Source organism: Gemmatimonadaceae bacterium (genome assembly GCA_036496605.1).
Classification (GTDB): domain Bacteria; phylum Gemmatimonadota; class Gemmatimonadetes; order Gemmatimonadales; family Gemmatimonadaceae; genus AG2.
The window spans coordinates 128,365-153,931 of the sequence record DASXKV010000067.1 but is presented as its reverse complement, the minus strand read 5'-3'; the positions used below and the strand labels follow the sequence as shown (position 1 = coordinate 153,931).

Genomic DNA, 25,567 nt, shown 5'->3' with positions numbered 1-25,567 from the left:
CTGTCAGTACTTGAGATTGAGTCGAACGGTGAAATACGTCGGGAGACCCGTCGTCTGGAACTCGTTCTGCGCTTCCGTCTGCGTCAAACCGTAGTTCGCTTCGGGGTCGATGCCCGTCCATGAGCTCCACGTGTGCAGATTGCGCGCGCCGAACACGATCGAGGATCCCTGCTGTGCACGAATCCGCGATCGTACCGCGTTAGGCAGCTGCAGGACCGCCGATAGCTCGCGGAACTTCCAGAACTGGTTGTTGCGGAAGTAGCCGAGCGAGGTCTTGTAGTTCGTTCCGTTGAGCGTCGTGCCGTACGTCTTGGCGATCGCCGCCGCCTGACGGTCGAGCGAGACCGTTGGATCCTGCGTGTCTCGGCATGCGAACGGTCCCGTGTTGCACTGGAAGTTGTTCGCGCCGTCGAGCGTGCTTGCTCCGCCCTTGTAATCGAACATCATCGTGATGCGAACCATGCCGCCGAGGAAATCGAAACCGTTCTGGATCGACATGAGGTCGCGCGGTACACGGTAGCCGAAATACTGGAAGGACGAGTCGACGTGCACCTCGCTCACTTGCACGATGCCATCGTGGTTGGCATCGGAGTACGTGTACGGACGGTACCACTGCGCGTTGATCGGATAACCGACCATCTGCCGGACCTGGCCGCTCGTGCTGCCGCTGTTCGCGATCAGCACGCGCCCTTGTCCCGTGCTCGGATCGATGCCGAGATCGAGAATCTTGTTGCTGAAGTGCGACCCGGTGAGCAACACGTCCCAGCCAAAGCGGCGTGACTGCCAGAGCTGCGCCGTCACCTGCGCTTCGTGTCCCCATCCTTCGGTCGATCCGATATTGAGCAGAGGGCTGAGCAGCGCGGCGCCTGACGAGGGCGCGAGGTTGACATTGATGAGCGCATTCTTCGTCTTCTTCCTCCAGAACGTGTACTCGAAGTGCAGGCGATTACTCAGGAACTGTGAATCGAAGCCGCCCTCGAATTCCGTCGACGTTTCCGGCTTGAGGTCCACATTGCCGGGTTGATTCAACGTTAGGCTCGGCGTGTCCGTGCCACCCGTCGCCGTCGATGACTTCGTCGGAATGCTCACACTCGCCGGCGTATACAGAATCAGGGCTGAGGTCGCGCCCGGCTGAACGCCGCTCGCACCATACGCGGTGCGAAGTCGGAGCTGATCCAGCCAGGAGTAATGCGGGAAGAAACTTTCATCCGAAACCACCCACGACGCACTCGCCTTCGGATAGACAACCCGCTGGAAGTTCGTGCCGAACGCGCTGTTCTGATCCGTGCGAACGGCCGCTGTAAGGAAGAGCCGGTCGTTGAAGCCAGCCTGCTCCTGCGCGTAGATGCCAAGCGTCTTCACTGCCATCGGTTGCCCGTTGGAGGCACTCCGCGTCGCGGCAGCGCCGACGGTCGAGCCACCCGGCGGGAGCGTTGTTCCACTGGTGCGAACGGAGTCGACTTCGACGTTCGTGTAGTCGCCTCCGACGCTCGTTTGGAAATTGATCCACGAGCGGTAATTGTACGTCGACGTGCTCGAGATCTTCGCCGACAGGTTGCGGAACTTCGTCTGATTGTCCGTAACGCTTCCGAGACGCGCCGTCGAGGTCTGCGGCGGACACTCGTTCAAGCGGCACAGCTGGAAGAAGTCGACGGCCGCAAGGTCGAGACCGAGCGTGCCATCATTATGCATCCACGAGAAGGGCCGCCAACTCGTGTTCGCGCTTCCCGTGAAACGCTGCACGTCCGAATTTTGCGTCACCTGCATGATGTCGCCCGGTGCCCACTGGAGCGCATCATGTAGGGGCGTACCATTGGCCTGGTTCGGATCCTTGTCGAGACCACAAGGCGCCACTCCGCCCGGACATCCTTTGTATCCGTAGTTCTGCATCCCGACGTAATAAAGCGCGATGATCAGATCGCTCTCCGGCGGGATGCGATTGTCGAGCTTCGCGAACCCCGTGTTGAGGTTGAGGTCCACCGTCGGCGAGAGCGCTGCCGAAAGATTGCCACGCCACGAAGAACGCTGCTGGGCTTCCGGATGGAACCACTCGTTGCGCACAGGGATGTTCTGGGAATTGAATCGATTGACCTCGTACGAGGGCATCTGAATCGGCCCAATCTCGTTATCGATGTCGCCGCTGGCGAAGTAGTGGAGGACGTCGGTGCCTCCGTTCACGTTCATGCCATAGAGACTGCCGCGCCCGAGATGCACGAAGGTGTTTTGCGGATCCTTCATCCAGTTGTAGTGCGTGAGGCTGTCGGAAACGCACGAACCAGTCGAATTCGCGCTCGTCACCATCGTCGCCAGCTGGCAACGAAGGACGTCGCCCGTTACCGGGTCGTGACCGAAGTTGGCGTACATGTCCTGGTACGGCACGCGATCGTCGATGGTGCGATTCTCAGCGGTCCACGCCCATCGGGCTGGTCCCGCGCGGCCTTTCTTTGTTGTGATGAGCACGACGCCGTTCGCGGCGTTCGTCCCGTACAGCGTTGCCGCCGATGGACCCTTCACGATCTCGATGTCTTCGATCTCGTCCGGGTTGAGCGAATTGAGAAGCGAGAAGCCGACGTCCGTGCCCGACGACAAGCCGGACGCCGAGTAGCGCACGCCGTCCACATACCAGATTGGCGCGTTGGAAAGACTGATCGACGAGACGCCGCGAATGCGCACCGTCGGCGCGCCGCCCAACTCCGTGCCGGGCAAGATCGTGACGCTCGGCGACTTCGCGATCATCATCGACGTAAGGTTGTTGTTCGGACTCTCCTCGACCTTTTTCGAGATGTCGAGCACCGAGACAGCATTGCCCAGCTCAGCGCGTCGTTGTTGTCCCGTCGCGGTCGTCACCACCTCTTGCAGCTGCACCACCGCCGCCGTGAGCGCGAACTCGACTCGCGCCGAATCGCCACTCGTCACGGTTACCGGCTTCTTTTGTGATTCATAGCCGACGTGGAGGGCCTGCAGCTGCCAGGTCCCGGCCGCGACACCTCTCAAGGTGAACGAACCGTCGTCGCCCGTCGTCGCGACCGAAGTCGACCCAACGAGCAGCACGTGAGCGCCAGAGAGGGGGCGGCCGCTCTCGACGGCCGTCACACGACCCCTGATCGAGCCCTGCGCGGCAGCGCTGCGCACGACTGGACTGGCGAATCCAACAGCGGCCATGGCCGCCGCGATGAACGCCGAGCGACGAACATTCATCGGTTGCTTACCTCCGACCGGAAAGTGAGGGGTGGGCAGGACTTTCACAAATGCTCAACACGGACCCGCTGTGGGACCACCTGTCCGGACCAGCACGTGAACGCCGCGGAAGGCTCAGCGCCCGCGACGAGACTTGCGTGAGCGAATCGGGCCGGTTGGCACCGGCGTGAGGGTAAGCGCCGGTCGTACTTGCGTCAACCAGCGCGCGCATTCTATATGCACGTCAACCACACCACTGGCGGTGTTGGTCACGCACGGGGCCGACTTCCCGCCGTCGCCTCACGCCGCCTCAACTCGCCGATCCGAATCCGCCGATGTCTCAATCCGTTCGATACCTGGCCGTGCGTGCTACGCTCGTCACGCTGTTGTTGGGCATCGCCATCCCGCGCCCGACCGACGCGCAGAAGCCGATCCCCACGCCCGAGTCGTCATTTGGCTTCCCCGTCGGCGCGGACTACAAGCTGTTCGATTACGAGCAGTCGATCACGTACTTCCGCCGCCTCGCGGCCGCGAGCAACCGCATCAAGCTCATCGACGTCGGCAAGACCGCCTTCGGCAGGACGATTACCGTCGCTCTCATCTCGTCTCCCGAAAACCTCGCGCGGCTCGATCAGATTCGCCGCACGAATCTGCGCTTCGCGCATCCCGAGGGGCTGACCGATGCCGAAGCGCACCGCCTTGCCCGTGACGCGAAGGCGATCGTCGACATCAGCGGCGGGCTGCACGCTTCGGAGATCGCCGGCTCCCAGCACACGCCGCTGGTCGCCTACGAGCTCCTCGCGCATCCTGACGACCCTCGGAACAAAGCCATCCTCGACAATGTCGTGCTCTTTCTTTGGCCATCCATCAATCCCGACGGCCAGGACATCGTCGTCAACTGGTGCAAGGCGCGCGACGAGAAAAAGCCGACGGCCCCGATGGAGCTCTACGAGAAGTACGTGGGACACGACAACAACCGTGATTCTTATATGCTTAACGTCGTTGAATCACGGGTCATTCAGCGCACTTGGCGCGACTGGGAGCCCGATATCATTTATGTGCATCACCAGTCGTCGCCCTTCCCGACGCGAATCTGGATCCCGCCTTTTGCCGATCCGGTCGGCCTGCGCGTTCCGCCGATCATGGCGCGCGAAGTGAACGCGATCGGTACGCGCATCGCCGAGGAGCTCGACGCGAACGGACAGCCGGGCGCCGTTCATCAACTGGCGACGTACGATGCGTGGTATCCCGGCTACATCGACTACATGCCGATGTACCAGAACATCCCCTCCTGGTGGACCGAGACGCAGGGCGGCAACTGCGCCACGCCGCGCACGACGACCGTCGACAGTCTGCCGTCCGACTATCGGGATCTGCGTCCGACCACGATGTATCTGAGCCCCTGGGCGCAGGGGAAGTGGGGCCTGCGCGACGCCGTGAACTACATGGTGACCGCGTCGCTCGCGACGCTGAACTATGCCGCGAAATTCCGTGAGGAAATTCTCTACAATCGCTATCAGGCCGGACGCAACACGATTCAGCAATACCGCACGAGCGCGCCCTACGCCTACCTCATTCCACAGGCGCAGTACGATCCAGTTGCGCCGGCGGAGTTGCTCAAGCGCATCGCGTTCATGGGAGTCCACGTGAAGCAGCTCGATCGCGATGTCACGTACGACGGCACGTCCTATCCCAAGGGCACATGGGTCATTCCCATGGATCAGGAGTACGCGCAGCTCGTGCGCGAGCTCTTCGAGCCGCAAAAATATCCGGAGATCAAGGACGACACTCCCTACGACGCAGCCGGTTGGACCCTTCCATATCAGATGAACGTGAGCGTCGTCGAGGGGCGTGCACCGCTCACGGCAGATTTCCGCGCCGCGCTCCAGAGCGTTCAGGGCAAGACCGTCGATTGGCATACGGCCCCAGACGCACCCTTCACCACGAACGCCGAAGCGGCGGGCATCGTGCCGTTGCCCGGACAGATCACCGGCAGTGGAAATGCAATCGTCCTCGATCCGGCGCAGAATAATTCCTTCCGCTTTCTCAATCGTGCCCTGACGTCGGGCGGGACGGCGAGCTTCCTGCCCGCAAGCGCGATGCGCAGCGCGCGGTGGGTTGTCGGCGGGCTCGATTCGACTGCCGCGCAGCAGTTGGCATCGGATCTCTTCGTTCGGGCCACCTGGGCGGGCAACGACGAAAAGCCGAACGCGGTGCCGGCACCAAAGCGCATTGCGCTGTACAAGGGTGCGCCGGGCAACATGGATGAGGGGTGGACCGAGTGGTTGCTCGACACACACGACTTTCACTACACGCTCATTTCACCCGCCGATCTGCACGCGGGCAATCTTGCCAGTCGCTTCGACGTCGTCATCGTCGCGTCGCAGGGCCTAACGAGTGGCGGTCGGGGCGGTCGGGGCGGCGGCGGCGGTGGCGCTCCAGCGGACACGGCGAGTCAGCGCGCTGAAGACACCGTGCGTGTGCATGCGTTCGACGACTTCGTCCGCTCCGGCGGGACGCTCGTCGCCTGGAATCAGGGAGCAACAGCAGCGGCGACGGCGCTCCACCTCCCCGTGCGCAACGTTGTCGCCGGCATTCCGCGTCGGGAGTACTTCACCGGCGGCTCGATCATGCAGGTCGTGGTCGACACGACCCATCCGGTGATGTCGGGTATGCCGGCCCACGCCGATGTGTTCGTGTTCAATAGCCCTGTGTTCACGACGCTCGACGGTTTCGACGGGTCCGTGCTCGCGAAGTACCCTAACGATGGCCCGATCCTCCGTTCCGGGTATCTCGTCGGCCAGAAGTACATGCAGGGACTGGCCGCGGCGCTCGACGTGAAGCACGATCGGGGTCACGTCATCCTCGTTGCCTTCCAACCGGAGTGGCGCGGGCAGTCGACAGGGACGTTCCGGGTCGTCTTCAATGCGGCGCTCTTTGGCGGCGACGTGGCGGCGCAGGCGCACGGTGCCTCGGGCTTCTGGAGTCCGCCGACGTTAGGCACGCAGCGCTGAAGGCGCGAGGCGGCGGTGACCTCATTGGCCGCCGCCTGCAGCGTCGCCGCCGCTTCCCCCCCGACTCCGACCGTGGTCCCGTTGCGCAAGCGCAGCGTTGCCGGCAAGCCGATCGGCGTTCGAGCGTACAACGTTGCGTAGATCACGAGCGCCGCGAGGTAGCTGCCTTCGGCGCTCGGATGGAGCCCGTCGAACGCATAGAGGGGAATCGACGGATCGATACGTTGGGCGGCGAGCCACGCTTCGCCGACTGGAAACAGGACCCCGTGCACGGTGTCGGCGGCGAGCCGGTACGATTCGTTCGCGCGCGCAAAGTCTGTGGCGCGATCGGAGGTTGGCCACACCTGATAGAGCGCTGGTCGCGCACCGACCTGTCGAATCGCATCGGCGAAGCGACGCCCGTATTCGATGAGGACCGCACGACTCGTCTCCAACGAGGAGGGCCCCTGCTGCAGCACGACGACGTTCCAACCGCCGTTCGCGATCGCGGTGCGCGCGTCTCCATCGTTCCACTGGTCCTCCAAGCTGTAATCAGGCTTCGCGACCATGCGCGTCTCCAGCAACGGCTCGCCACCGGAATCCGCCATGGCCTCGAGAATCCCTGGCAGGTTGTTCACATACGTCAGACTGTTGCCCACGAACAACACGTGGAGGCCAGGACCCGTCGGCGCCATGGGCACCACCGCGCGCTGCGCCATGCATCCGACCGTCGCGAGGGAGCTGAGGGTACATATCACGTGTCGTCGCGTCATGATCATCGGCTACTCCTGGAAGCGAATGATGCCATCACCTGTGCGGTGCGCCCGACGAGTGTAGGCAGCCGCTCCACGGATTCGCGCGTCGCTCGGGACGAGGTGCATGGCGGCGCCACCAAGTGGTGCTGCGGCGTGCCGAGCCGTGTCGCTCACCTTCATCCCCACGGAGGCGCGTTTCACCCCGGGGCGGCGCGACTCGTCACGTCACCGGCGCGGCGAGGGAGCCGCCAACGCACCGTATGTCCATGAGCCTCGACGCCTCGCCGATGGCGGCCGTCGGCCGGGGGTCGCTCATGCAGCGGGCCCGTGCCGCCCTATTCGTGCTGTTGGCATGGCTCGCTTTCGCCGCCGTCGAGTTGATCGTGAGCGCCGCGCTCGATCACGACGCGGCGACGGTTTGGAGCCGCGAGATCCTCGTCGACCTAACGATGGCGGTCTACTGGAGCGCGATCACCGTCCCCATTGCTGCCTGGCACCGGCGTGTCCGTGCGTCGGGTCGGGGTGTGGGCGGCATGCTCGTTCTGCACTTTCCGCTGCTGGTGCTCGCGACAATCGGAGACACGATGGTCACGCGCTCGAGTCTGCACTATTTCGCCGGGGTCACGCCCGCCGCGCCGTTCATCGCGACGCTCACCTTCTTCGCCGACTTCGACACGCTGTGCTACCTCGGCGTCATCGTCGTGGTCGATGGCCTGATCGCGCGCGACGCCGCGCTGGCCGGTGAGCGACGCACCGCGCGTCTCGAGGCGCTTCTCGGTCGGGCAAGGCTCGAATACCTCGAGGCGCAGCTGCAGCCGCACTTCCTCTTCAACGCCCTCGGCGCGGTCTCGGAGCTTGCCTACGAAGCACCGGCGGCTGCGCTCCGCGTTCTGCGCCAGCTCGCCCTCATCTTTCGGACGGCGCTCAACGCTCGGTCGGGTGAGGTCACGTTGGGCGAGGAGCTCGTCGCCATCGAGCCCTATCTCGATATTCAGCGACTGCGCTTCCCGGACTGGCTGCGCATCGACTACGACGTCGGCGGTGATACGCTCGACTGTCTCGTCCCACGCTTCGTGCTTCAGCCCCTCGTGGAGAATGCGATCCGTCACGGGCTCACCGGCCGGATCGCCGCAGGGTGCATCGAGATCTCCTCGAAGCTCGTCGACGGCCGGCTCGTGTTGCGGGTCGCCGACAATGGCGTTGGGCTGCGACAGGTCGGGTCGCGCTCGGGGTATGGCATCGGCCTCACCAACGTGCGCGATCGACTAACGACACTCTACGGACCTGGCGACCAGCTCCGGCTCGTCGACGCCGAGGGCGGCGGCGCGGTCGCCGAAGTTGCGCTGCCCGCGCGACGGAGCGTCGATGCACCAGCAACGCCAAATGTCGTTCCGCTGCCCGACGATCTCACCGAGTCGCCTGACGGCAAGGACACAGGCGATAGCCTCCATCCCGTTGTGCCGTACGACCGGCTCCGTCGCGCCGCCAGCCTCACGGGTATCTGGATTACATGTGGTCTGCTCTGGACGATCCAGAGCTACGCCTATCTGCGCATTCGCAACCGCCTCGGCGATTACACATTGTTCGGGCTCACTGTGCACGACGTGTCGGCGGCGCTCCTCTGGGCGGGCATCGCGCCGATCGCGTTCGCCGCGACCGCCCGCTTCCCACTGACGCGTGCGCGTCTTGCCTTACGTTTGCCGCTCTATCTCCTCGGCACAGCGGCGATTGCGATCGTCCACGCCGCGGTCCTGATCCGGGTATTCACGCCGAAGCTCGCACTCTGGTCGTCGGCGAACGCGAATACGTTCGTTTTGAATGTTCTCATCGTTGCCGTTCTCGAGTGCATCGGCCATCGCCGGCAATTGATCGAATGGATGCGGGAGCGCGAGCGGGCAGCCGCCGCGCTCTCGGCTGAATTGCGTACGGCACGACAGCGGGCCACGCGGATGCAGGCGATTCCGCCCGTCGTGCTACGGGCACTCGATCGCGTGATCGACGCGGTGAACGCCGAGCCGTCGCCGCGCCGCACGGAGCAGTTGACGACGCGCCTTGGCGACTATCTCCGCGTCGCGATCGAGTGCAGCGACGAGGGAGATGTGACCGCCGAGCGCGAGCAGTCGCTTGCGCGAAGTCTCGCGCACCTCGAGCGCCTCGCAGGACCGCCCATCCCTGGGTCAGTTCCCTCCTCCCCCTCCACTCTCACACGCTTATGATCAGCGTCATCGTCGTAGACGACGAGAACATCGCGCGACGTCGCCTTGCCCGTCTCATCGAAGAGACCGGTGAAGCCAAGGTCGTCGCGGAGTGCGCGGGCGGCCGCGACGCCGTCGGCCGGATTGCGACGCTCGAACCGGAGATGGTTTTTCTCGACGTGCAGATGCCCGACCTCGACGGCTTCGGCGTGCTGCAAGCGCTCGACGGCAGTCCCTTGCCGGCGATCGTGTTCGTTACCGCGTTCGACCAGTACGCGGTTCGCGCCTTCGACGTGCACGCCGTTGATTATCTGCTCAAGCCGTACGACACGTCCCGCTTCCGCGAAGCCTTTGCGCGCGCCAAGGAGCGGATCGAAACGTGTGTCCGCTCGGACGAGGACGGCCGGCTTCGATCGCTGCTTCGAGACTATCTCTCCGACGACGTGCGGGCGAACGCCGCTCGGGACTACCTGGACCGAGTGGCGGTGAAGGTCGACGGCGTGCTCCGGATCGTGCGGACCACCGACGTGGACTGGTGGGAGACGGACGGGAACTACGTGCGGCTGCATGTCGGACCGGCGAACCATCTGATCCGGGCGACCGCGACGAGCATCGAGACCCAACTCGACCCGAAGCAGTTCCTCCGGATTCATCGGCGGTACATCGTCAATATCGATCGGGTGGTCGAGGTCCAGCCGTGGTTCGGCGGCGACAGTATTGTGCTCCTCAAAGGTGGCGCAAAGCTGCGCCTGTCGCGGACTTATCGCGAGCGACTCCATTCGCGGCTCCTTGGCGTTCGCGGGGAAGGAGCGGAGGTTCCTGCGCGCTAGCGACTCATTGTTGGTGGTTGGTGGTCGGTGGTTGGATGAAGTCGATGAGCCGCCAGCAACGAGCGCCCAGGCATCAGCGGGCCCCGCGTCCCACGCAACCGTGCTATATTGCTCGAAGTCGAGCGAATAGTCATCGCTCCGCCCCCGATCTTTCGCCGCTGCACGAGGACGTTCGAACCCGCGACGTCCTGCGGCGGAGGGTCAAACAAATTGTCAGCCGGAGCCTGGAGAAGATCGCTCTCCTTGCGGGAGTGCGAGCGTAGGTAGTCACTGCGTCTGCCCCGCGTAGGCGACGCGAACGGGACACCCGGCCCATGCGGCGATGCCACAAGTGCGTGGCGCTGCGCTGTTTGCGGAACCACGGAGGATCATGCGACGCACGATCGAAGCTTTTGAGTTCGAGCACGGCGGCCGAAACTACCTGTGCACTCCCGAGGCCCGAGCTGGTGGCCAGAAAGAGATGTGGTGGTGGTTCAGAGTCTCTGGCGACGCGCAGCGCTACGCCCCCTTCGAGGTTGTCGCCGGGGAGTCACGGGACGCCGTCGCAAAGCGGATCGTTGCGTGGCACGCCGCGTTGCTCGAGCGCCGCTCGGCGCCTGCGGTATCGCCCCAGGCCTGGTGGCAGCGTCGGAAGCAGGCGGCATCCGGGGGCGGCGGGGGGGGCGCCGGCGAGTGAGCGTGCGCTGAGCGCTGCGCTGAGCGCGGAGCGCCCACCCTTTGACGCTCCGCGCTCTATGCTCTACGCTCTACGCACATGGAATACGAATACGACCTCGTCGTCATCGGGAGCGGTCCCGCGGGACAGAAGGGCGCGATCGCGGCGGCGAAGCTAGGCAAGCGAGTCGCCGTCGTCGACCGACGCGAGATGACGGGCGGCGTGTGCGTTCACACCGGCACTATTCCGAGCAAAACGCTCCGCGAGGCAATTCTCTACCTTTCGGGATTCCGGCAGCGGACGTTCTACGGAAAGGACTACGTCGTCAGCGATCATATCTCCGCGCGCGACCTCGCTCATCGGGTTCAGCGCGTGGTCGAGCGTGAGGTCGAGGTCGTTCGGAATCAGTTGCGGCGGAACGGCGTCACCTCGCTGATCGGCACCGCCCGCTTCATCGATCCCCACACGATCGAGGTGGTCCCCGAGAACGCGCCCGTCATTCGGGTCAGCGGTGCGCATATTCTCATCGCGTGTGGTACGCGGTCCGCGTGTACGCCAGAGATTCCACTCGACGGGCGCTTCGTCTTCGACTCCGATCAACTGCCCGACGTGCCCGATCTGCCGCGTGAGCTCATTGTCGTCGGCGCGGGCGTCATCGGACTCGAATACGCGTCGATGCTCACGGCGCTCGACATCAAGGTCACGATCATCGATCAACGTCCAGCGTTGCTCGATTTCGTCGACCGCGAGATGATCGAGGCCTTGAGCTATCACATGCGTCGCCGAGGAGCGACGTTCCGTCTTGGTGAGACGGTGACGCGCGTCGAACGCGAGCCGCAGGGTCGTGTCGTCGCGCATCTCGAGAGTGGGAAACGCGTGCACGGGGGCGCGTTGCTCTACACCGTCGGCCGCCAGCCAAATACCGACCTCCTCGACCTCGCGGCTGCCGGTCTCGAGGCAGACCCTCGCGGCCGAATTACCGTCGATGAGAACTTTCGAACGTCGGTGCCGCACGTCTACGCCGCGGGCGACGTCATCGGCTTCCCCTCGCTCGCCTCGTCGTCGAGCGAGCAGGGCCGGCTCGCGAGCAATCATATGTTCGGTGGCAATCATCGCCGCGCCGCGGCGGAGCTTCTTCCGTACGGGATTTACACGGTGCCGGAGATGTCGATGATCGGACGGACCGAGCAACAGCTCACAGCTGCACGCATCCCTTACGAAGTCGGGATCGCGAAGTATGAGGAGCTCGCGAAGGGCCAGATCCTCGGCGACGAGACGGGGCTGCTCAAGATGCTCTTCGATCCCGAGACGCTCCTCTTGTTAGGCGTACACGCGATCGGCGACGGCGCCGCCGAGCTGATTCACATTGCGCAGGCGGTGCTCGCGTTCGGCGGAACGATCGAATACTTCCGGGACACGGTGTTCAACTATCCGACGTTGGCGGAAGCGTACAAGGTGGCGGCGCTGGCGGGCTTGAATCGACTGTAAAAGGGGCTAGGGGACGAGGCGCTAGGGGACGAGGGGCTAGGGCTAGGGTCTTGCTCCCCTTAGACCCTAGCCCCTAGACCCTAGCCCCTTTTCTAGTCGACGAACGCCCAGAGCAAATCTCTGCTGTGCTTGTCCATCTCCGTCACCGTTAGGCGGTACAAGTCACCCGCGACGTCGCGGATGAGCAGCCCGCCGCCCGGCAGCGATCGCGGCCAGTCGTCTAGATGCGTCTGAAACGACCGCACGCCGTGACGCGTCTCGACCTCCCACTGGCGGATCTCCACTTCCTCCTCGATCGAGACGACGCGCGTCACCTCGAGCACGAAGCCCGCCTCGGCCAGCGCGCGCTCCAAGGCTTCGCGCGATGCCGGATCGAGCATCGCCGGATCCTCGACGAGCGCGACCTCGCGCTCTTCCATGTCGCGCAACGACAGATGCCGCTGCGGCTCGGACCACGGAAAGCATTGCCGTACCCGCACCGTTACGGGGCCTCGTTCGGTGAAGGCGATCAGCCGGCCGTCCGGTGAACTGCGCAACCGGATTGATTCGCTCTCTTCCTCACGTTCGATTTCCAGAGCAGTCATGTGATCCTCCCTCATTGCAGTTGCAACTGCATCTCATACAGTCGCTTGTAAATACCGTTAGGCTTCCCGAGCAATTCGCGATGCGTTCCTGCTTCGGCCAGGCGGCCTTTCTCGATCACGAACAGCCGCGATGCACGACGGAGCGTCGACAGCCGGTGAGCAATCGCAAACACGGTTCGCCCTTTGATCAGTCGCTCCAACGCCTCCTGGATCTGTCGCTCGGTCTCGGTGTCGACGCTGCTCGTGGCTTCGTCGAGAATGAGAATGCGCGGATTGTGCAGAATCGCCCGCGCAATCGAGATGCGCTGGCGCTCGCCGCCCGAGAGCGTGTGCCCACGCTCGCCAACGATCGTATCGTAGCCCTGCCCGAGCTTACAGATGAAGTCATGCGCGTTCGCCGCCTTGGCCGCCGCGATCACCGCACCTAACGACGCGCTCGGCAAGCCGTACCGAATATTCTCGAGCACCGTACCGTGGAACAGATACGGATCCTGCAACACGATGCCGATCTGCTCCCGGTAGTGGCCCGTGTCGATCGTGCGCAGATCGACGCCGTCGACGCGTACGGCGCCGCCCGTCGCATCGTAGAAACGCGCGACCAGGCTCACGACCGTCGACTTGCCGCCGCCCGACTGTCCGACGAGTCCGATCAACTCGCCCGGCTCCACGATGAAGCTCACGCCGCGAAGAATCTGACGCACGCCGTCGTAGGCGAACGTCACATTCTCGAACTCGACGCGCCCGCGCACTGGCGAGAGCCGCACCGGATCCGGGATGTCGCGCACTTCCGGCTCGCTGTCGAGTACTTCGAAGACTCGGTGCGCGGATGAAGTTGCCCGATTTACTGTCCGCACCATCTGGCCGATGACTTCGATCGGCGCCACGAACATCGTGGTGTAGAGTAAAAAGGAAACAAACACGCCGGCGGACAATGGCTGGCCGATGCCTAACAAGCGCGGCACCGCGAACACCCACACGACCACCGTCGTCGTGTGCACCGCGAACATCAGCAGCGGCCAGAAGGTGGTCCACATCCGGTGGATCTGGTTGAACTCGTCCGTGACCGCGTCATTGCGATCGACGAAGCGGCCGATCTCGCGCGTTTCCTGATTGAACGCCTTCACCACGCGAATGCCCGGGATGGTGTCGCCGAGCACATCCGTCAGCCGCGACCACTTTCGCCAGGCCCGAATGAATCGCCCGTTGAGCGATTCGCCGTGCCAGTAGATCAGCCAACAGAACAGCGGCACGGGTAAGGTCATCACGAGACCGAGCCTCCAGTCGAGCGTGAGCAGCACGACGCCCAGGCCGAGCAACATCACTGCCGACAGTGACACGTCGACGACGCCGAAGGCGATGAATTCCCACAGGCGATCGGTGTCCGCCGTGACGCGCGTGATCAGGCTTCCCGTCTTCTTGCGAGAGAAGAAGGAGAGACTGAGGCGCTGAATGTGCGAGTACAGCTCGGAGCGCAGATCGCGCGCGACCCACTCCCCCAGGACTGACATCAAGCGAAGACGCATGTGCGCGGCGCCCTGGCGCACGACATAGAGCAGCGCCATCGCGCCGACGGCAAGCCACGCCAGCCGCACCGCCTGTGCATGCGCGAGCGTGCCCGCTTGCGCAGGCCTAACGACTTTGTCGAGCAGAAATCCCGCAAGGTACGGCGGCACGAGGCTGGCCAACGTCACAATGGCCGCGGCGATCAAACCGATCGTGACTTGGCGACCGTAGGGCGCGAGGTACCCGAGCAAGCGAAGGATCACCGCCGACTCGCGCCCAGCGACCAGCGCTTGTGCATCGCGCACGGGCCGCGCGACCGCGTCCGCATAAACGCGGTCGGCCTCTTCCGGCATCGGAGTGACGATCCGGCCGGCGATCGACTCCTCGAGCACGAACCGGATGTTCTCGAAGGCACCGCGCTGTCGCTGCGTGTAGCGTACCATCGCCAGCGGGGCATCGTTGGGCTCACCGAGGAGCAGCAGCACGTTCGCGCTGAGCCCCGGTGACAGCTGTACGGCGCGGATCCGCGTGCGCTCGATGGATTGCACCTCCCAGACGCCGCTCGGTGCCGTCCGCGCAATCGCCACGTGCCGGTTGCCTAACGTCATCCAGGTCTCGCCCAGCGTGAGCCCCTGATCCAGGTCGGCGAGTGCGTACAGGCGGACTGGCTCTGCGTCCCACGCCAGCTCGATGCGCGCGCGCAGCTCGTTCGGGAGCTGGGTAGGCTGGCGGATATAGCGGCTGATTATTTCGTGATTCATTGTCGTGATCCACTGAAGGGTGCTGGTGGTCAGCAAAACGGCCTTTCGGGTCTGCCGAAGCACCCGAAAGGCCGGATCACGACATCGAATCCTGCTCTTCTAAGGTGCTCGACCTCGAGCGTCGGCGTCGTAGACGCCGGAAATCCGCGTCCCAGGGCGCACAACGCCCAGGAGCATCCACGCGAGCGGCGCGATGCGGCGGATTGAGGAGGTGAGTGTGAAGAGCTGTATCATGGTCCGGTTCGGGAACTCAGTTGGTTTACGGACGAATGAGCAGTATAAGGAAAGTCTGGGCGCGTTCGCAAGACGCACCATCGCATTTCGCCAGTCTTGCGCGCCTCGGCGCTGACTAGCAACTTCGGCCGCGGTCCCGCGCGGCGATGGCGTAAGTGTCATTCGGCCTTGCCGCTTATCGATTTCCCATATCTCGGTTGCTGCCGCATGACAGGTCGTCCCGTGGAGTCGTCCGGAATCAAATGCAGCCGATGCGGCGAGCCACTCAGGGCCGGCGACCGCTTCTGCGCTCTCTGCGGAACGGCCGCTCCCGTCGCGGGTTGTGAACGCTGCGGCGCCCCACTCGGCGCAGCCGACCGCTTCTGCCCCCGCTGCGGCACCGGTACTCGCACCGGTACCGAAAGCGGAATCGTCTCCCCGAACCAGGCGGCGGGCGATGAGGCAAATCCCTGGAGCCAAGTCGCCGCGCGACTACGCGCCGCGACATCGGGCGAATTCGAGATCCTCCGCGAGCTTGGCCGTGGCGGCATGGCGGCCGTGTATCTGGCGCACGAGGTCGCGCTCAATCGCAAGGTCGCGATCAAGGTGATGTCCCCTGCCCTCCTCACGGGCGAAGGAATGGTGCGTCGCTTCCGGCAGGAGGCAGTTACGGTGGCCAACATGAGCCACCCGCACATCATCACCATTCACGCCGTCCGGCAGATCGACGACTTGCACTTCTTCGTGATGAAGTTCGTCGAGGGACGCTCGCTCGAGCACGTGATCCGTTCCGCGGGCGCACTGCCCATTCGCACCGTACGCGGATTGCTCTGGATGGTCGGAAACGCGCTTGCGTACGCGCATCGTCGCGGCGTCGTTCACCGCGACGTGAAGCCGGCCAACATCCTCATCGACGAAGACGGAAACGGGGTCGTGACCGACTTCGGCATCGCGAAGCTCGTGGTGCGCGAGAATACCAGCATTCCGCGCGCGTCTCGTGGCGGAGAGACGCAAACGGGCGTCATTGTCGGAACGCCGACGTACATGAGCCCTGAGCAGTGCCTGGCGAGGCCGGTATCTGCCGCGTCCGATCAGTACTCCCTTGGCCTCGTCGCCTACGAGCTGATCACGGGACGGCCGCCCTTCAGTGGGTCGCCGTTCGTCGTTATGCATGCGCACACGGAGCGGCCCGCGCCGCCGATCTGCGAGCAGCGGCCCGATTGCGACCCCGAGCTCGACGCCGCGATTCAGCGCATGCTGGCCAAGGACCCGCTGCAGCGCTGGCCCTCGGTGCAGCACGCGCTCGCCGCCTTGGGTGCCTCGCCGTTAGGCGACGGCGATCCTGACCGCCTTGCACTGGCTCAGCTGTCGATGCCCGCGCCCTTCCGCCGCTCGGATGAGGTGCTCCGCCCGGGCGCGAGCGCGACCCCGGAGCCCGCGTCGGGAGTGAAGTCGCCAGGCGACGTGAAGCCATACGTCGCCGCGGTCGAGATTTTCGCACCGCCGAGCATCGTCGAGGTTGGCGACACCTTCACGCTCTCCGGGTCGCCGCGAAATCCGTCGGGCGACACAGTGCCTGGCGTCCGGCTCCGCTGGATGTCCAGTGACGACGCCGTGGCGACGGTCGACGACGCGCGCGGCACGGTGCAGGCCATCAGCGCTGGCGAAGTGCAGATCACCGCGAGCGTCGGCGGCGTGCATAACGAGGTACGGTTGACCGTCGTGCCGAAGCGCGTCGCGACGATCAGCGTTTCTCTCCCGCCGGGTGCGCTGCACGCGGGCGACCGCGTCCAGCTCGTCGCGACGCCGGAGGACAAGCGACACGAAGCCGTCCAGACCGCAGTGCACTGGGCGAGCGCCGACGAAGCCATCGCCATCGTTTCCCAGGAAGGAGTGGTTTCGGCCAAGTCGCCAGGCGAGGTGCTCGTCTGGGCCGAGTCGCAAGGCGTTCGCGCTATGGCGCGCATCGAGGTCTCACCGGCGCCAGTCGTGAGCGTACAGCCGGTCGTCCCCTCCGTCCTCGAAGTCGGCGAGTCCGCCGAGCTCTCGGCCAAGATGTTCGACGCGAGTGGCGAGGTGCTGGACGGGCGACCTGTGCGATGGAGCTCGAGCGATTCATCGATCGCCGAGATCATCGGCGATCGCGTCGTGCGGGCGCGCAGTGCGGGCGTCGCGCGGCTGACGTGCAATTCCGAGGGCAAGCTTGCGACGGCAGCCGTCGCAATCGTCCTGCCCGTCGTTGCGAAGATACTCATCGAGCCGCCGCCACCGCACGTCGACCTCGGTCTGCCAGTGACGCTTCACGCCGAAGTCGTCAGCGCGCGCGGAGTCCGCATCGATCGCCCGCTCCACTGGAAAGCCGAGCCGCCCAATGTCGCATCGGTCGACGCCAAGGGCGTCGTGCTCCCGCTCCGCGAGGGCCGGGCGACGATCACCGCAACCGCCGACGGCATCGAAGCGTCGGTCCGTCTTCACGTGAATCCGCCGCCGGAGCTGGCACTACCGTTCGGCGACGTCTCCGCGACCCAGGTGTTCGAGCTGGAGGAGGCGCGCCGATTGCTCGCCCAGAGCGATCCGCGCGCGTCGATCGCGAGTCTTCGCGCGATTCCGGAGCCTACGGACGAGGAGGCGCTCGCGGTACCGGTTCCACATCTCTCGGACAACGATGCGGGCGTCGAGGAGCCGAGCGCCGAAGTCGTCGCGCCGACAGAGTCCACCATCGACGCGGAAGCCACCGAGGAGAGCGTAGCGCCGGTTGCGACCGAACCCTGGCAATCGGTCAGCGGTCCGACGTACATGGATCTCGCCGGAGCGAGTAACAATCGCTTTGCGTTCATCGAGCGCATCGGCACAAAGCGGCTTGCTGCCGCGGGTGCGGCCGTGCTCGTGTTGGCGTTGATTACCTGGCGGCTCTCGTCAGGCAAGAGCGCGCCCGAACAGCAGCAACTGGTTGCCGCATCGCAGGGGGCGATCGCGGACACCATGCCGCAACAGAAGCCGGACACGGCACCCGCGGCTGTCGACACACAGCACACTGTCCCGGCGGCGGCGGATTCATCGACGTCGATCAGCACGAAGCTCACGATCACGCCGCTCAAGCCGCTACGCGTTGGCGACACTGCCCTGCTGCGCGCAAAAGTGGCTGGCGATCCGAAGGCACCGGTCAGCGCTATCGTGTGGAGCTCCAGCGCGCCGCGCATTGCTCGGGTTGATCAGCGCACCGGACGAATCATCGCGCTCAAAGAAGGCTCGGCGACCATCACCGGTAGGGCAAACGGGGCGACCGGTACGACTCAGCTCCGCGTTATCCAGGCTGGCAATGCCGTGGTCCCGGGAAAGGCTGCCGTTGCGCAGATCTTGATGACGGAAGTGAAGTCCGCGCTGCACCCGGGCGACACGATCAGAGTCACCGCCGCCCCGCTCGACGCCAAGGGCCAGTCGCTGCTCGATCACAAGGTGACGTGGCAGTCGACGCACCCTGAAATCGCATCGGTCGACAATTTCGGTGTTGTCACGGCGCATGCCGCGGGAACGACGGAAATCGTCGCGACGAGCGAACAGCAAACGGCGCGCGTCGCGGTTACGGTGAGCGCGAAGGCTGTGACCTTCGGCGATGCTCCCTCCGCACTCATGAACGCAGCGGCGCGTTTCGCCGCGGCGATTACCAACCACGATGCCCGTCAGCTGTCGGGCTTCATCGCCGGAGAGTCGGCCGACGATAAGAACAATCTCGCGTGGCTGCTCGACAAGGTCCGGTCGAGTGAGGCGAATTTTCACCTCACGCGACCGGCGCAGGGCAACCGCGCGAAAGTCGGCGATACCGAAGCGACGCAGGAGTTCACGTTCTTTCTCGCCTGGACGGCGCCTAACGGTCAGTCGCGCGACGGAAAGTACAAGTTCCAGGCACGGTCCACTCGCACTGACGGCGTCTGGACGTCGGCAACGCTCCGCGCGCTCGACAAGCTCGAGTGATAGTTGGTGACTGGTCGTTGGTGGTTGGCGAAGACAACACCAGCCAGCAACGACCTACTCGTACCGCCGCCGGAGGCGCGGAGGGATTCAGCCGGTCAGAGCGCCTTCCGAGCGTCGACGAGCTGTGGCTTCCATGGCGGCCGAACGCCCTTCGCTCGTCGCAAGGACAATCCGAGAGCGACTTGCGCTCCGCCGAGCGACGCGGCGTACGTGGCACTTGCGTGAAGCACCATGTCGGCCTGCGACAAATGCGCCATCACGAACAGGAACGCCAGCACGAGTTGCACCGCGCCACACTGGGTGATGATACCGCCCGAGCGACGGCGGCTTGGAAAGGATGCGCCAAGAAGGGCGATCACCATTCCACTCGTGACGAGCCAAACGAGCGCCGCGAGTCCGGTCCATCGCGGCGGCATTACGACCATCGACAAAGCGAGGGCGCCAAAGCTCAAGCCGAGTACTCCAAGCGCGCCAAACTTTCGCGCGCTACATGTCGACTCCCGCCGAATCGCCGCCGCCACGAATAGATCGGCGAGAGCGAAGAGCAGACAGATAATGCCGATGTCGACGAGGGTTACGGTGAGCGCGAGATCGGGCCAGAGGAGACCGCACACCGCAAGAATGACGATGCCAAGGCCCCGCATGCAGAGCGTCTGCGGTATCGAGCGCCAGGCGTCGTGCCGAGTTAACGGGCGAAAGCGCATGTTGCTGCCTTTGAAGCTTGTCCGAAGCTGGAAGTCGCGGCCGCTTCGCCATATCCCGGACGATTTACCCGATTAGGGGTTACGGAGACGTCGCTCAGGAAAATTCCGGAGACGTGACTGGCGAGTGTCGAGTGAGGCTAACCCCTACCCCCCTAGCCCCCAGCCCTAGCCTCGGTCCCCTTCCAACGACTGCGCCGCGGCGTACGTTCTCAACTCGAGATCAACCCCGATGAATGAGAGGTCCCACCATGAGCATCCTGCCTCGGTTGGCCGGCGTCGCGAGCCTGGTCGCAGCTGCCGCCGGAACTGCCTGCAGCAGCGCGGTTCAATCGGCGCACGCCAGCGTGCAGAGTAGCGCGCCCGCACGTGCGACGACACCGGCCGAGCAGGCGCGTGCGGACAGCGGACGAATGCCTTTCACCGCCGCCGACGTGCACTTCATGCAAGGCATGATTCATCACCATGCACAGGCCGTCGTTATGGCCGGCTGGGCCCAGACGCACAATGCGCGGTCTGACGTCAAGAACCTCGCGCAGCGCATCGACGTCGGCCAGCGCGATGAGATGGCCTTCATGCAGCGCTGGCTCCGCGAGCGCCACCAGGAGGTACCAGACCCGCTCGCGCATTACGAGATGGGCCACGACATGGGTGACATGAAGATGGAGATGATGCCTGGCATGCTCACGCCGGAGCAGATGAAACAACTCGACGCAGCGCGAGGCCCCGAATTCGATCGACTCTTTCTCACCTACATGATCCAGCACCATCAGGGAGCGATCACGATGGTCGATCAACTCTTCGCCAGCCCCGGCGCGGGCCAGGAGCTGTACGTGTTCCGCTTCGCGTCGGACGTGAATGCTGATCAGACGACAGAAATCGATCGCATGCGCCTGATGTTGGGCGCTAATACTCGATAACGCCTTACGATTCTTCCCAGGTCGACAATGACATCGAATAAGCTGCTCACCTCCGTCGCGTTGGTCCTCCTCGCCGTCAGCGCGTGCGCCCGGTCTTCCTCCATGAATGGTGTCTCGCTCTCCGGCGCACCGGACATGTCTCCGACCCCACCCTCGCCTGATTCGCGCATCGGTCTCAGGGCGGGCTGGTTCGACGCGGGCCAGGCGATCTGGAACCTCCGCGCGGTCTCGATGACTCGGCCGTCCAAGGACTTCATCAACGAGAGCACGCCCGGTGATCGGCGTCTGGTCAATTCCGACCTCGCATTCATGGGCCATTACGTCTTCCAGGGGAACTACAGCGGCTGGCAGATGTGGGACATCTCGAATCCCGCGCACCCCACACTCGAGACAGCGTACGTCTGCCCTGGTTCGCAGAGCGACGTCTCTGCGTACCGGAACCTGCTCTTCGTCTCCGCCGAGGCGACGAACGGACGCGTCGACTGCGGGATGCAGGGCATTCCGGACACGGTGAGCAGCGAGCGGGCGCGCGGCATTCGCGTGATCGATATGGCTGATCCGAAGCATCCGAAATACGTCGCGACCGTGCAGACCTGCCGCGGTTCCCACACGCACACGGTCGTCACCGATCCGCGGGACGCCGAGAACGTCTACATCTACGTCTCGGGTTCGGCTGGGGTACGCTCACCGAGCGAGCTCGCCGGCTGCTCCGGCGCGCTCCCCGAGGCGGATACGAACAGCGCGCTGTTCCGCATCGAGGTGATTCAGGTGCCGCTCGCTCACCCGGAACAGGCGCACATCGTGAGCTCTCCGCGCATCTTCGATAATCTCGCCGCGCCCGCGAAGCACGCCGAGATGCCCGCTGACATCGCCGCGCGCGATTCCGCACGCGCCGCGGCCGCGAGGAACAACCCGAATGCCGCGGCCGGTCGCGGTGGTCGCCCGTTCAACCCCGCACTCGCTCAGCGCGGACCGACGCAGTGCCACGACATCACGGTTTACCCGGCGATCGGACTCGCGGGTGGCGCGTGCGCCGGCTACGGACTCTTGCTCGACATTCATGACGTCGCGCATCCGCGCCGCATTGGCGCCGTGGCCGATTCCAACTTCTCCTTCTGGCACTCGGCCACCTTCAGCAACGACGGCTCGAAGGTGCTCTTCTCCGACGAATGGGGCGGCGGCTCGCAGCCCCGCTGCCGCGTGACGGACAAGCACGAGTGGGGCGCCGATGCGATCTTCACGATCAACGGCGACCAGATGACATTCAAGAGTTATTACAAGATGTCCGCGCCGCAGACCCCGGAGGAGAATTGCGTCGCGCATAACGGCTCGCTCATCCCGATTCCGGGCCGCGATGTAATGGTGCAAGCGTGGTATCAGGGCGGGATCAGCGTCTTCGACTGGACGGATCCGTCCCACCCCACCGAGATCGCCTATTTCGATCGTGGCCCGATGGACGCGACGAAGCTCGTCGACGGTGGGTATTGGTCGGCGTACTGGTACAACGGCTACATCGTTGGCTCGGAGATCTCGCGCGGCCTCGACTTGTTCGAGCTCCAGCCGAGCGGACTGCTCTCGAAGAACGAGATCGACGCGGCGAGGTCGGTGCACTTCGACTATCTGAACGTGCAGGATCAGCCGATGATCACCTGGCCGGCGAACTTCGCCGTGGCACGCGCGTACGTCGATCAGTTATCACGGAGCCGGACGGTCTCGCTCGATCAGGCGACGCGCATCAACGCTGAATTGAGCCGCGCGGAGTCGTCGAGTGGTAATGAGCGGCGAACGATTCTGACGCAACTCGCCTCGCAGCTCCCGACGGGCGCGGCGAATGGCGTCGATCAACAACGCGAGACGAAGCTTGGCGAAGTGGTGACTAAGCTCGCCAGCAACTGAAGCTCGTCCCGAGCGCAGCGACCCCGTCCTGTCATCCTTCGCGGGCAGGAGGGGGTCGCTTCACACAGGATGACAAATGAGTTGGTCACTCTCCTCTAATCGCCTCGAGCGGCGAGACGCGCGACGCAAAGAACGCCGGGAGCCACGTCGCCCCGATGGCGACGATCGCCAGAACCCCAACGACGATCCCGAAGGACAACGGATCCGACGTGCCGATGCCGAACACGAGCGCCGACATCGCGCGCGAGGCGAGCAACGCAACCCCGACGCCGATGAGAATTCCACGAAGCGCGGCCGGAATTGCCTGGCGCATCACGAACGCGTAGACCGAGCGCTTGCCGGCGCCTAACGCGAGCCGGATTCCGATCTCTTTGCGCCGGCGTGTCACGTCGGCCGAGAGAACACCATGCACGCCCACCGCGGCCAATGCGAGCGCAAGTAGCGCAAAGGCGCTGAGCAGCGTCGTCACGAGCCGATCTTCGCCCAACGTCTCGCTCACCGTGGTCTCCAGGCTCGTCGCTCTGTAGAGCGGAACCGTCGCGTCGATCGAGCGCAGTACATCGCGAAGCGCCGAGACGATGGCATTCGCGTCACCGGTCCCTCGGACGATCACGTCGCGTTCACTGTTCGGATAGCGATTCGCCGCCAGATATGCGGCGGCACGCGGCGGCGTGCGCGCATCGCCCCGATGAACGTCCGCCACGACCCCAATCACTTCGGCTGTAGTCGTGCCAAAGAGGCTCATCGACAGCTTCCGACCGATCGGGTCATCGTGCCCCCACAATGTGCGCGCGAGCGACTGAGAGACGATCACGCGCGGTGCGCCGTCGGCTGGCTCGTTCGGTGGAAATACACTGCCTTCGAGAAGTCGAATGCGGAGTGTCGGGAAGTACGCCCCATCCACGAACCGAACGTCGGTTACGGGTGCGGGGGCTCGCTGATCGTTCACGCGCGACGCGTCTCCGACGTTGGTGGATGGCACGCAGCAGGCGAACGGGCTCGTGGTCGCGATGCTGACCGACGTCACACCCGGGATTGCCTCGGTCCGCGATCGCAGCAGATCGAAGAATTGTCGCCATTGCGCCTCGGTTCGATACTTGGCGGATGGCAGCGGCACGCGCCCCACGGCGACGTGCTCCGGCTGGAAACCGAGATCCACCGAGTCGAGATTCACGAAACTTCGAATCATGAGCGTCGCGAGGACGCTCAGCACGAGTCCGATCGCAATCTCGGCGGTGATGAGGCGTGCCCCACGCAATCGCGTCGTGACCCGCGTCGTTGCCAGGTCGAGTGAGTCCGCTTGCCGCGGCATACCGAGTGCCGCCGACACGACACCGATCACGATCGTCGTTAGGCTCGCAACGACGATCGTGAAGGCGAGCACACCGCTGTCGATGCGCGCATCCGCCACGCGCGGTACATCGGGCGGCATCATGGCCACGAGGCCACGCGCCGCCGCGAACGCGACGCCCAGGCCAACGATCGTTGCCGCGATACCAAGCGATCCACCTAACGCGAGCTGTTGGCGGAGCAGGCGCGCTCGCGTCGCACCGATCGCGCGCCGCAGTGCCAGCTCGTGCTGCCGACGGCGCGTGAACGTCGTCACGAGGCTGACGACGTTCACGATCGCCATCGCGAGCAGAAAGCCGACGGCGCCAAACAACGTCAGCAGCGGCCGGCGCACGTCGCCCGTGATCTGTTCGCCTAACGGCACAATCGTCGCCGACCATCCGGTGTCTCCCTTTTCTTCCCGCGATCGACGCTCGCTCAAGGCCGCGAGTTCGGCCCGCGCCTGATCGAGGGAAGCGTTCGGGCGAAGGCGGCCGATGACGTGCAGAAAGCGACCCCAATTGCGGTTGCCGGCGGTCGGGGCGAAGGGGATCCAGAGCGGATGCTCGGTCATCCAGCCGAACCGCGGCGGCTCGAACTCTTGCGGCATGACACCAACGATTCTGTACGAGGTGCCATCCATCACGATCGATCGGCCGATCACCGACGGGTCGCCGCCGAATCGGGTGCGCCAGAAAGCGTCGCTGAGAATCGTGACCGCGGCGCCCTCGTCGAGTTCATCAGCGTTTGTGAAGTCCCGTCCGAGGGCGGGGCGCACACCAAGAATCTGGAAGTACGACGGCGACACCTGCGCGGCGGAGATGCGCTCCGCCGGTGTTCCCTGGAGGGTGCGCGGCGCCGGGGTCATCGCCGCGATGCCCGCAAAGGAGTGCGCGTGTTCGCGCCACGCCTCGAACAGCGAAACCGAGACGACGTTCCGGTCGAGCGCTCTTGGCACGTTGCGCTCCCAGAGCGCGACGAGCTCGTTAGGACGCTGGTATGGTAGCGGACGGAGGAGAATGCCGTCGACGAGCGTGAAGATGGCCGACGTGCATCCGATACCCAAGGCAAAGGTGAGGACGACGCCGAGGGTGAATCCTGGATTGCGTCGCAGCAGGCGGAGGGCGTATTGGAAGTCGCGACCCGCATCATCCAGGATCCGCACGCCGAGGACGTCGCGCGCCGCCTCCTTATGTCGCTCTACTCCACCGAAATCGCGCCGCGCGAGCCGCGTCGCCTCTTCACGCGGCACTCCGTGGGCCATGTGTTCCGCGATCTCGCGATCGAGGTGATCGCGGATCTCCACGTCCATCGCGGCTTCGACACGATCTCGGTGCGCCCACTGTATCAGTCTGCGGGCGACGCGGCGAATCGACAGCATCTTCGTCCTCGTGGCTAACGGCGCTGAGCCTGCATCGCAGGCGCGATGCTATGTCGTTCGACAATACAGTCTCGTGTTGTCGAATGTCAAGGTATCGCCCGAACCTGTTGACGCCGGCCACTGACGGCCGTCTATCGCGGACGGACAGAGCGCCCACGGTCAGACATGCCGACTATCGAGATCGGCGTCCTAGAAACGACGAAGGATCTGCCTT

General features: G+C 64.6%; 13 protein-coding genes. 8 read left to right on the top strand and 5 right to left on the bottom strand.

The genetic code is table 11. The features are described from left to right. Window positions 1–3: 3 nt before the first annotated feature. Entirely contained in the window at window positions 4–3,198 is a 3,195-nt protein-coding gene (locus VGH98_25240) for a SusC/RagA family TonB-linked outer membrane protein (GenBank protein ID HEY2379312.1), read from the bottom strand. 314 nt (window positions 3,199–3,512) lie between these two features. On the opposite strand from VGH98_25240, the gene VGH98_25235 reads away from it, so the two are divergent. The 5 genes from VGH98_25235 (at window position 3,513) to sthA (ending at window position 12,093) form a co-directional block, all read left to right on the top strand. Beyond that, window positions 3,513–6,191, top strand: coding sequence for a M14 metallopeptidase family protein (locus tag VGH98_25235; protein ID HEY2379311.1), 2,679 nt, complete (start codon window positions 3,513–3,515; stop codon window positions 6,189–6,191). 1,000 nt (window positions 6,192–7,191) lie between these two features. Then, window positions 7,192–9,141 carry a histidine kinase gene (locus VGH98_25230; GenBank protein HEY2379310.1) on the top strand — a complete coding sequence of 650 codons (1,950 nt, stop codon included), beginning with the start codon at window positions 7,192–7,194 and terminating at the stop codon, window positions 9,139–9,141. Beyond that, entirely contained in the window at window positions 9,138–9,950 is an 813-nt protein-coding gene (locus VGH98_25225; GenBank protein ID HEY2379309.1) for a LytTR family DNA-binding domain-containing protein, read from the top strand. The genes VGH98_25230 and VGH98_25225 overlap by 4 nt, the downstream gene beginning before the upstream one ends. Window positions 9,951–10,320: 370 nt before the next feature. Then, window positions 10,321–10,626: a hypothetical protein gene (locus tag VGH98_25220; GenBank protein ID HEY2379308.1), complete on the top strand. Its 306-nt coding sequence runs from the start codon at window positions 10,321–10,323 to the stop codon at window positions 10,624–10,626. Window positions 10,627–10,704: 78 nt separating this feature from the next. Further along, window positions 10,705–12,093 (top strand): Si-specific NAD(P)(+) transhydrogenase, encoded by a 1,389-nt coding sequence (gene sthA / locus VGH98_25215; protein ID HEY2379307.1) that lies wholly within the window; start codon window positions 10,705–10,707, stop codon window positions 12,091–12,093. A gap of 92 nt (window positions 12,094–12,185) precedes the next feature. Here sthA and VGH98_25210 read toward each other — a convergent pair whose 3' ends face one another. Together VGH98_25210 and VGH98_25205 are read right to left on the bottom strand one after the other, a co-directional pair. After that, entirely contained in the window at window positions 12,186–12,677 is a 492-nt protein-coding gene (locus VGH98_25210) for a DUF1854 domain-containing protein (protein HEY2379306.1), read from the bottom strand. A gap of 11 nt (window positions 12,678–12,688) precedes the next feature. Continuing rightward, complete coding sequence (locus tag VGH98_25205; protein HEY2379305.1) at window positions 12,689–14,941, bottom strand: ABC transporter ATP-binding protein; 2,253 nt, start codon at window positions 14,939–14,941, stop codon at window positions 12,689–12,691. Window positions 14,942–15,382: 441 nt separating this feature from the next. On the opposite strand from VGH98_25205, the gene VGH98_25200 reads away from it, so the two are divergent. Then, entirely contained in the window at window positions 15,383–19,126 is a 3,744-nt protein-coding gene (locus VGH98_25200) for an Ig-like domain-containing protein (GenBank protein ID HEY2379304.1), read from the top strand. 95 nt (window positions 19,127–19,221) lie between these two features. Here the strand turns inward: VGH98_25200 and VGH98_25195 are convergent, their stop codons facing one another. Continuing rightward, window positions 19,222–19,830 (bottom strand): hypothetical protein, encoded by a 609-nt coding sequence (locus tag VGH98_25195; protein ID HEY2379303.1) that lies wholly within the window; start codon window positions 19,828–19,830, stop codon window positions 19,222–19,224. 248 nt (window positions 19,831–20,078) lie between these two features. Between VGH98_25195 and VGH98_25190 the strand changes: the two genes are divergently transcribed. Both VGH98_25190 and VGH98_25185 read left to right on the top strand, forming a co-directional pair. Next, on the top strand, window positions 20,079–20,747 hold the full coding sequence (locus tag VGH98_25190; protein ID HEY2379302.1) for a DUF305 domain-containing protein: 669 nt from the start codon (window positions 20,079–20,081) through the stop codon (window positions 20,745–20,747). A 27-nt stretch (window positions 20,748–20,774) separates the two neighbouring features. Continuing rightward, a complete protein-coding gene (locus VGH98_25185; protein HEY2379301.1) occupies window positions 20,775–22,643 on the top strand; it encodes a hypothetical protein in 1,869 nt (622 codons plus the stop codon). Between the two features lie 85 nt (window positions 22,644–22,728). Here the strand turns inward: VGH98_25185 and VGH98_25180 are convergent, their stop codons facing one another. Beyond that, window positions 22,729–25,353 (bottom strand): ABC transporter permease, encoded by a 2,625-nt coding sequence (locus VGH98_25180; protein HEY2379300.1) that lies wholly within the window; start codon window positions 25,351–25,353, stop codon window positions 22,729–22,731. Between the last annotated feature and the right edge of the window lie 214 nt (window positions 25,354–25,567).

Coding starts and splice junctions, on each gene's coding strand:
- VGH98_25205 (HEY2379305.1), bottom strand. CDS start 14,941: ATGAATCACGAAATAATCAGCCGCTATATCCGCCAGCCTACCCAGCTC.
- VGH98_25180 (HEY2379300.1), bottom strand. CDS start 25,353: ATGCTGTCGATTCGCCGCGTCGCCCGCAGACTGATACAGTGGGCGCAC.
- VGH98_25190 (HEY2379302.1), top strand. CDS start 20,079: ATGAGCATCCTGCCTCGGTTGGCCGGCGTCGCGAGCCTGGTCGCAGCT.
- VGH98_25220 (HEY2379308.1), top strand. CDS start 10,321: ATGCGACGCACGATCGAAGCTTTTGAGTTCGAGCACGGCGGCCGAAAC.
- VGH98_25235 (HEY2379311.1), top strand. CDS start 3,513: ATGTCTCAATCCGTTCGATACCTGGCCGTGCGTGCTACGCTCGTCACG.
- VGH98_25230 (HEY2379310.1), top strand. CDS start 7,192: ATGAGCCTCGACGCCTCGCCGATGGCGGCCGTCGGCCGGGGGTCGCTC.
- VGH98_25200 (HEY2379304.1), top strand. CDS start 15,383: ATGACAGGTCGTCCCGTGGAGTCGTCCGGAATCAAATGCAGCCGATGC.
- VGH98_25225 (HEY2379309.1), top strand. CDS start 9,138: ATGATCAGCGTCATCGTCGTAGACGACGAGAACATCGCGCGACGTCGC.
- VGH98_25195 (HEY2379303.1), bottom strand. CDS start 19,830: ATGCGCTTTCGCCCGTTAACTCGGCACGACGCCTGGCGCTCGATACCG.
- sthA (HEY2379307.1), top strand. CDS start 10,705: ATGGAATACGAATACGACCTCGTCGTCATCGGGAGCGGTCCCGCGGGA.
- VGH98_25240 (HEY2379312.1), bottom strand. CDS start 3,198: ATGAATGTTCGTCGCTCGGCGTTCATCGCGGCGGCCATGGCCGCTGTT.
- VGH98_25185 (HEY2379301.1), top strand. CDS start 20,775: ATGACATCGAATAAGCTGCTCACCTCCGTCGCGTTGGTCCTCCTCGCC.
- VGH98_25210 (HEY2379306.1), bottom strand. CDS start 12,677: ATGACTGCTCTGGAAATCGAACGTGAGGAAGAGAGCGAATCAATCCGG.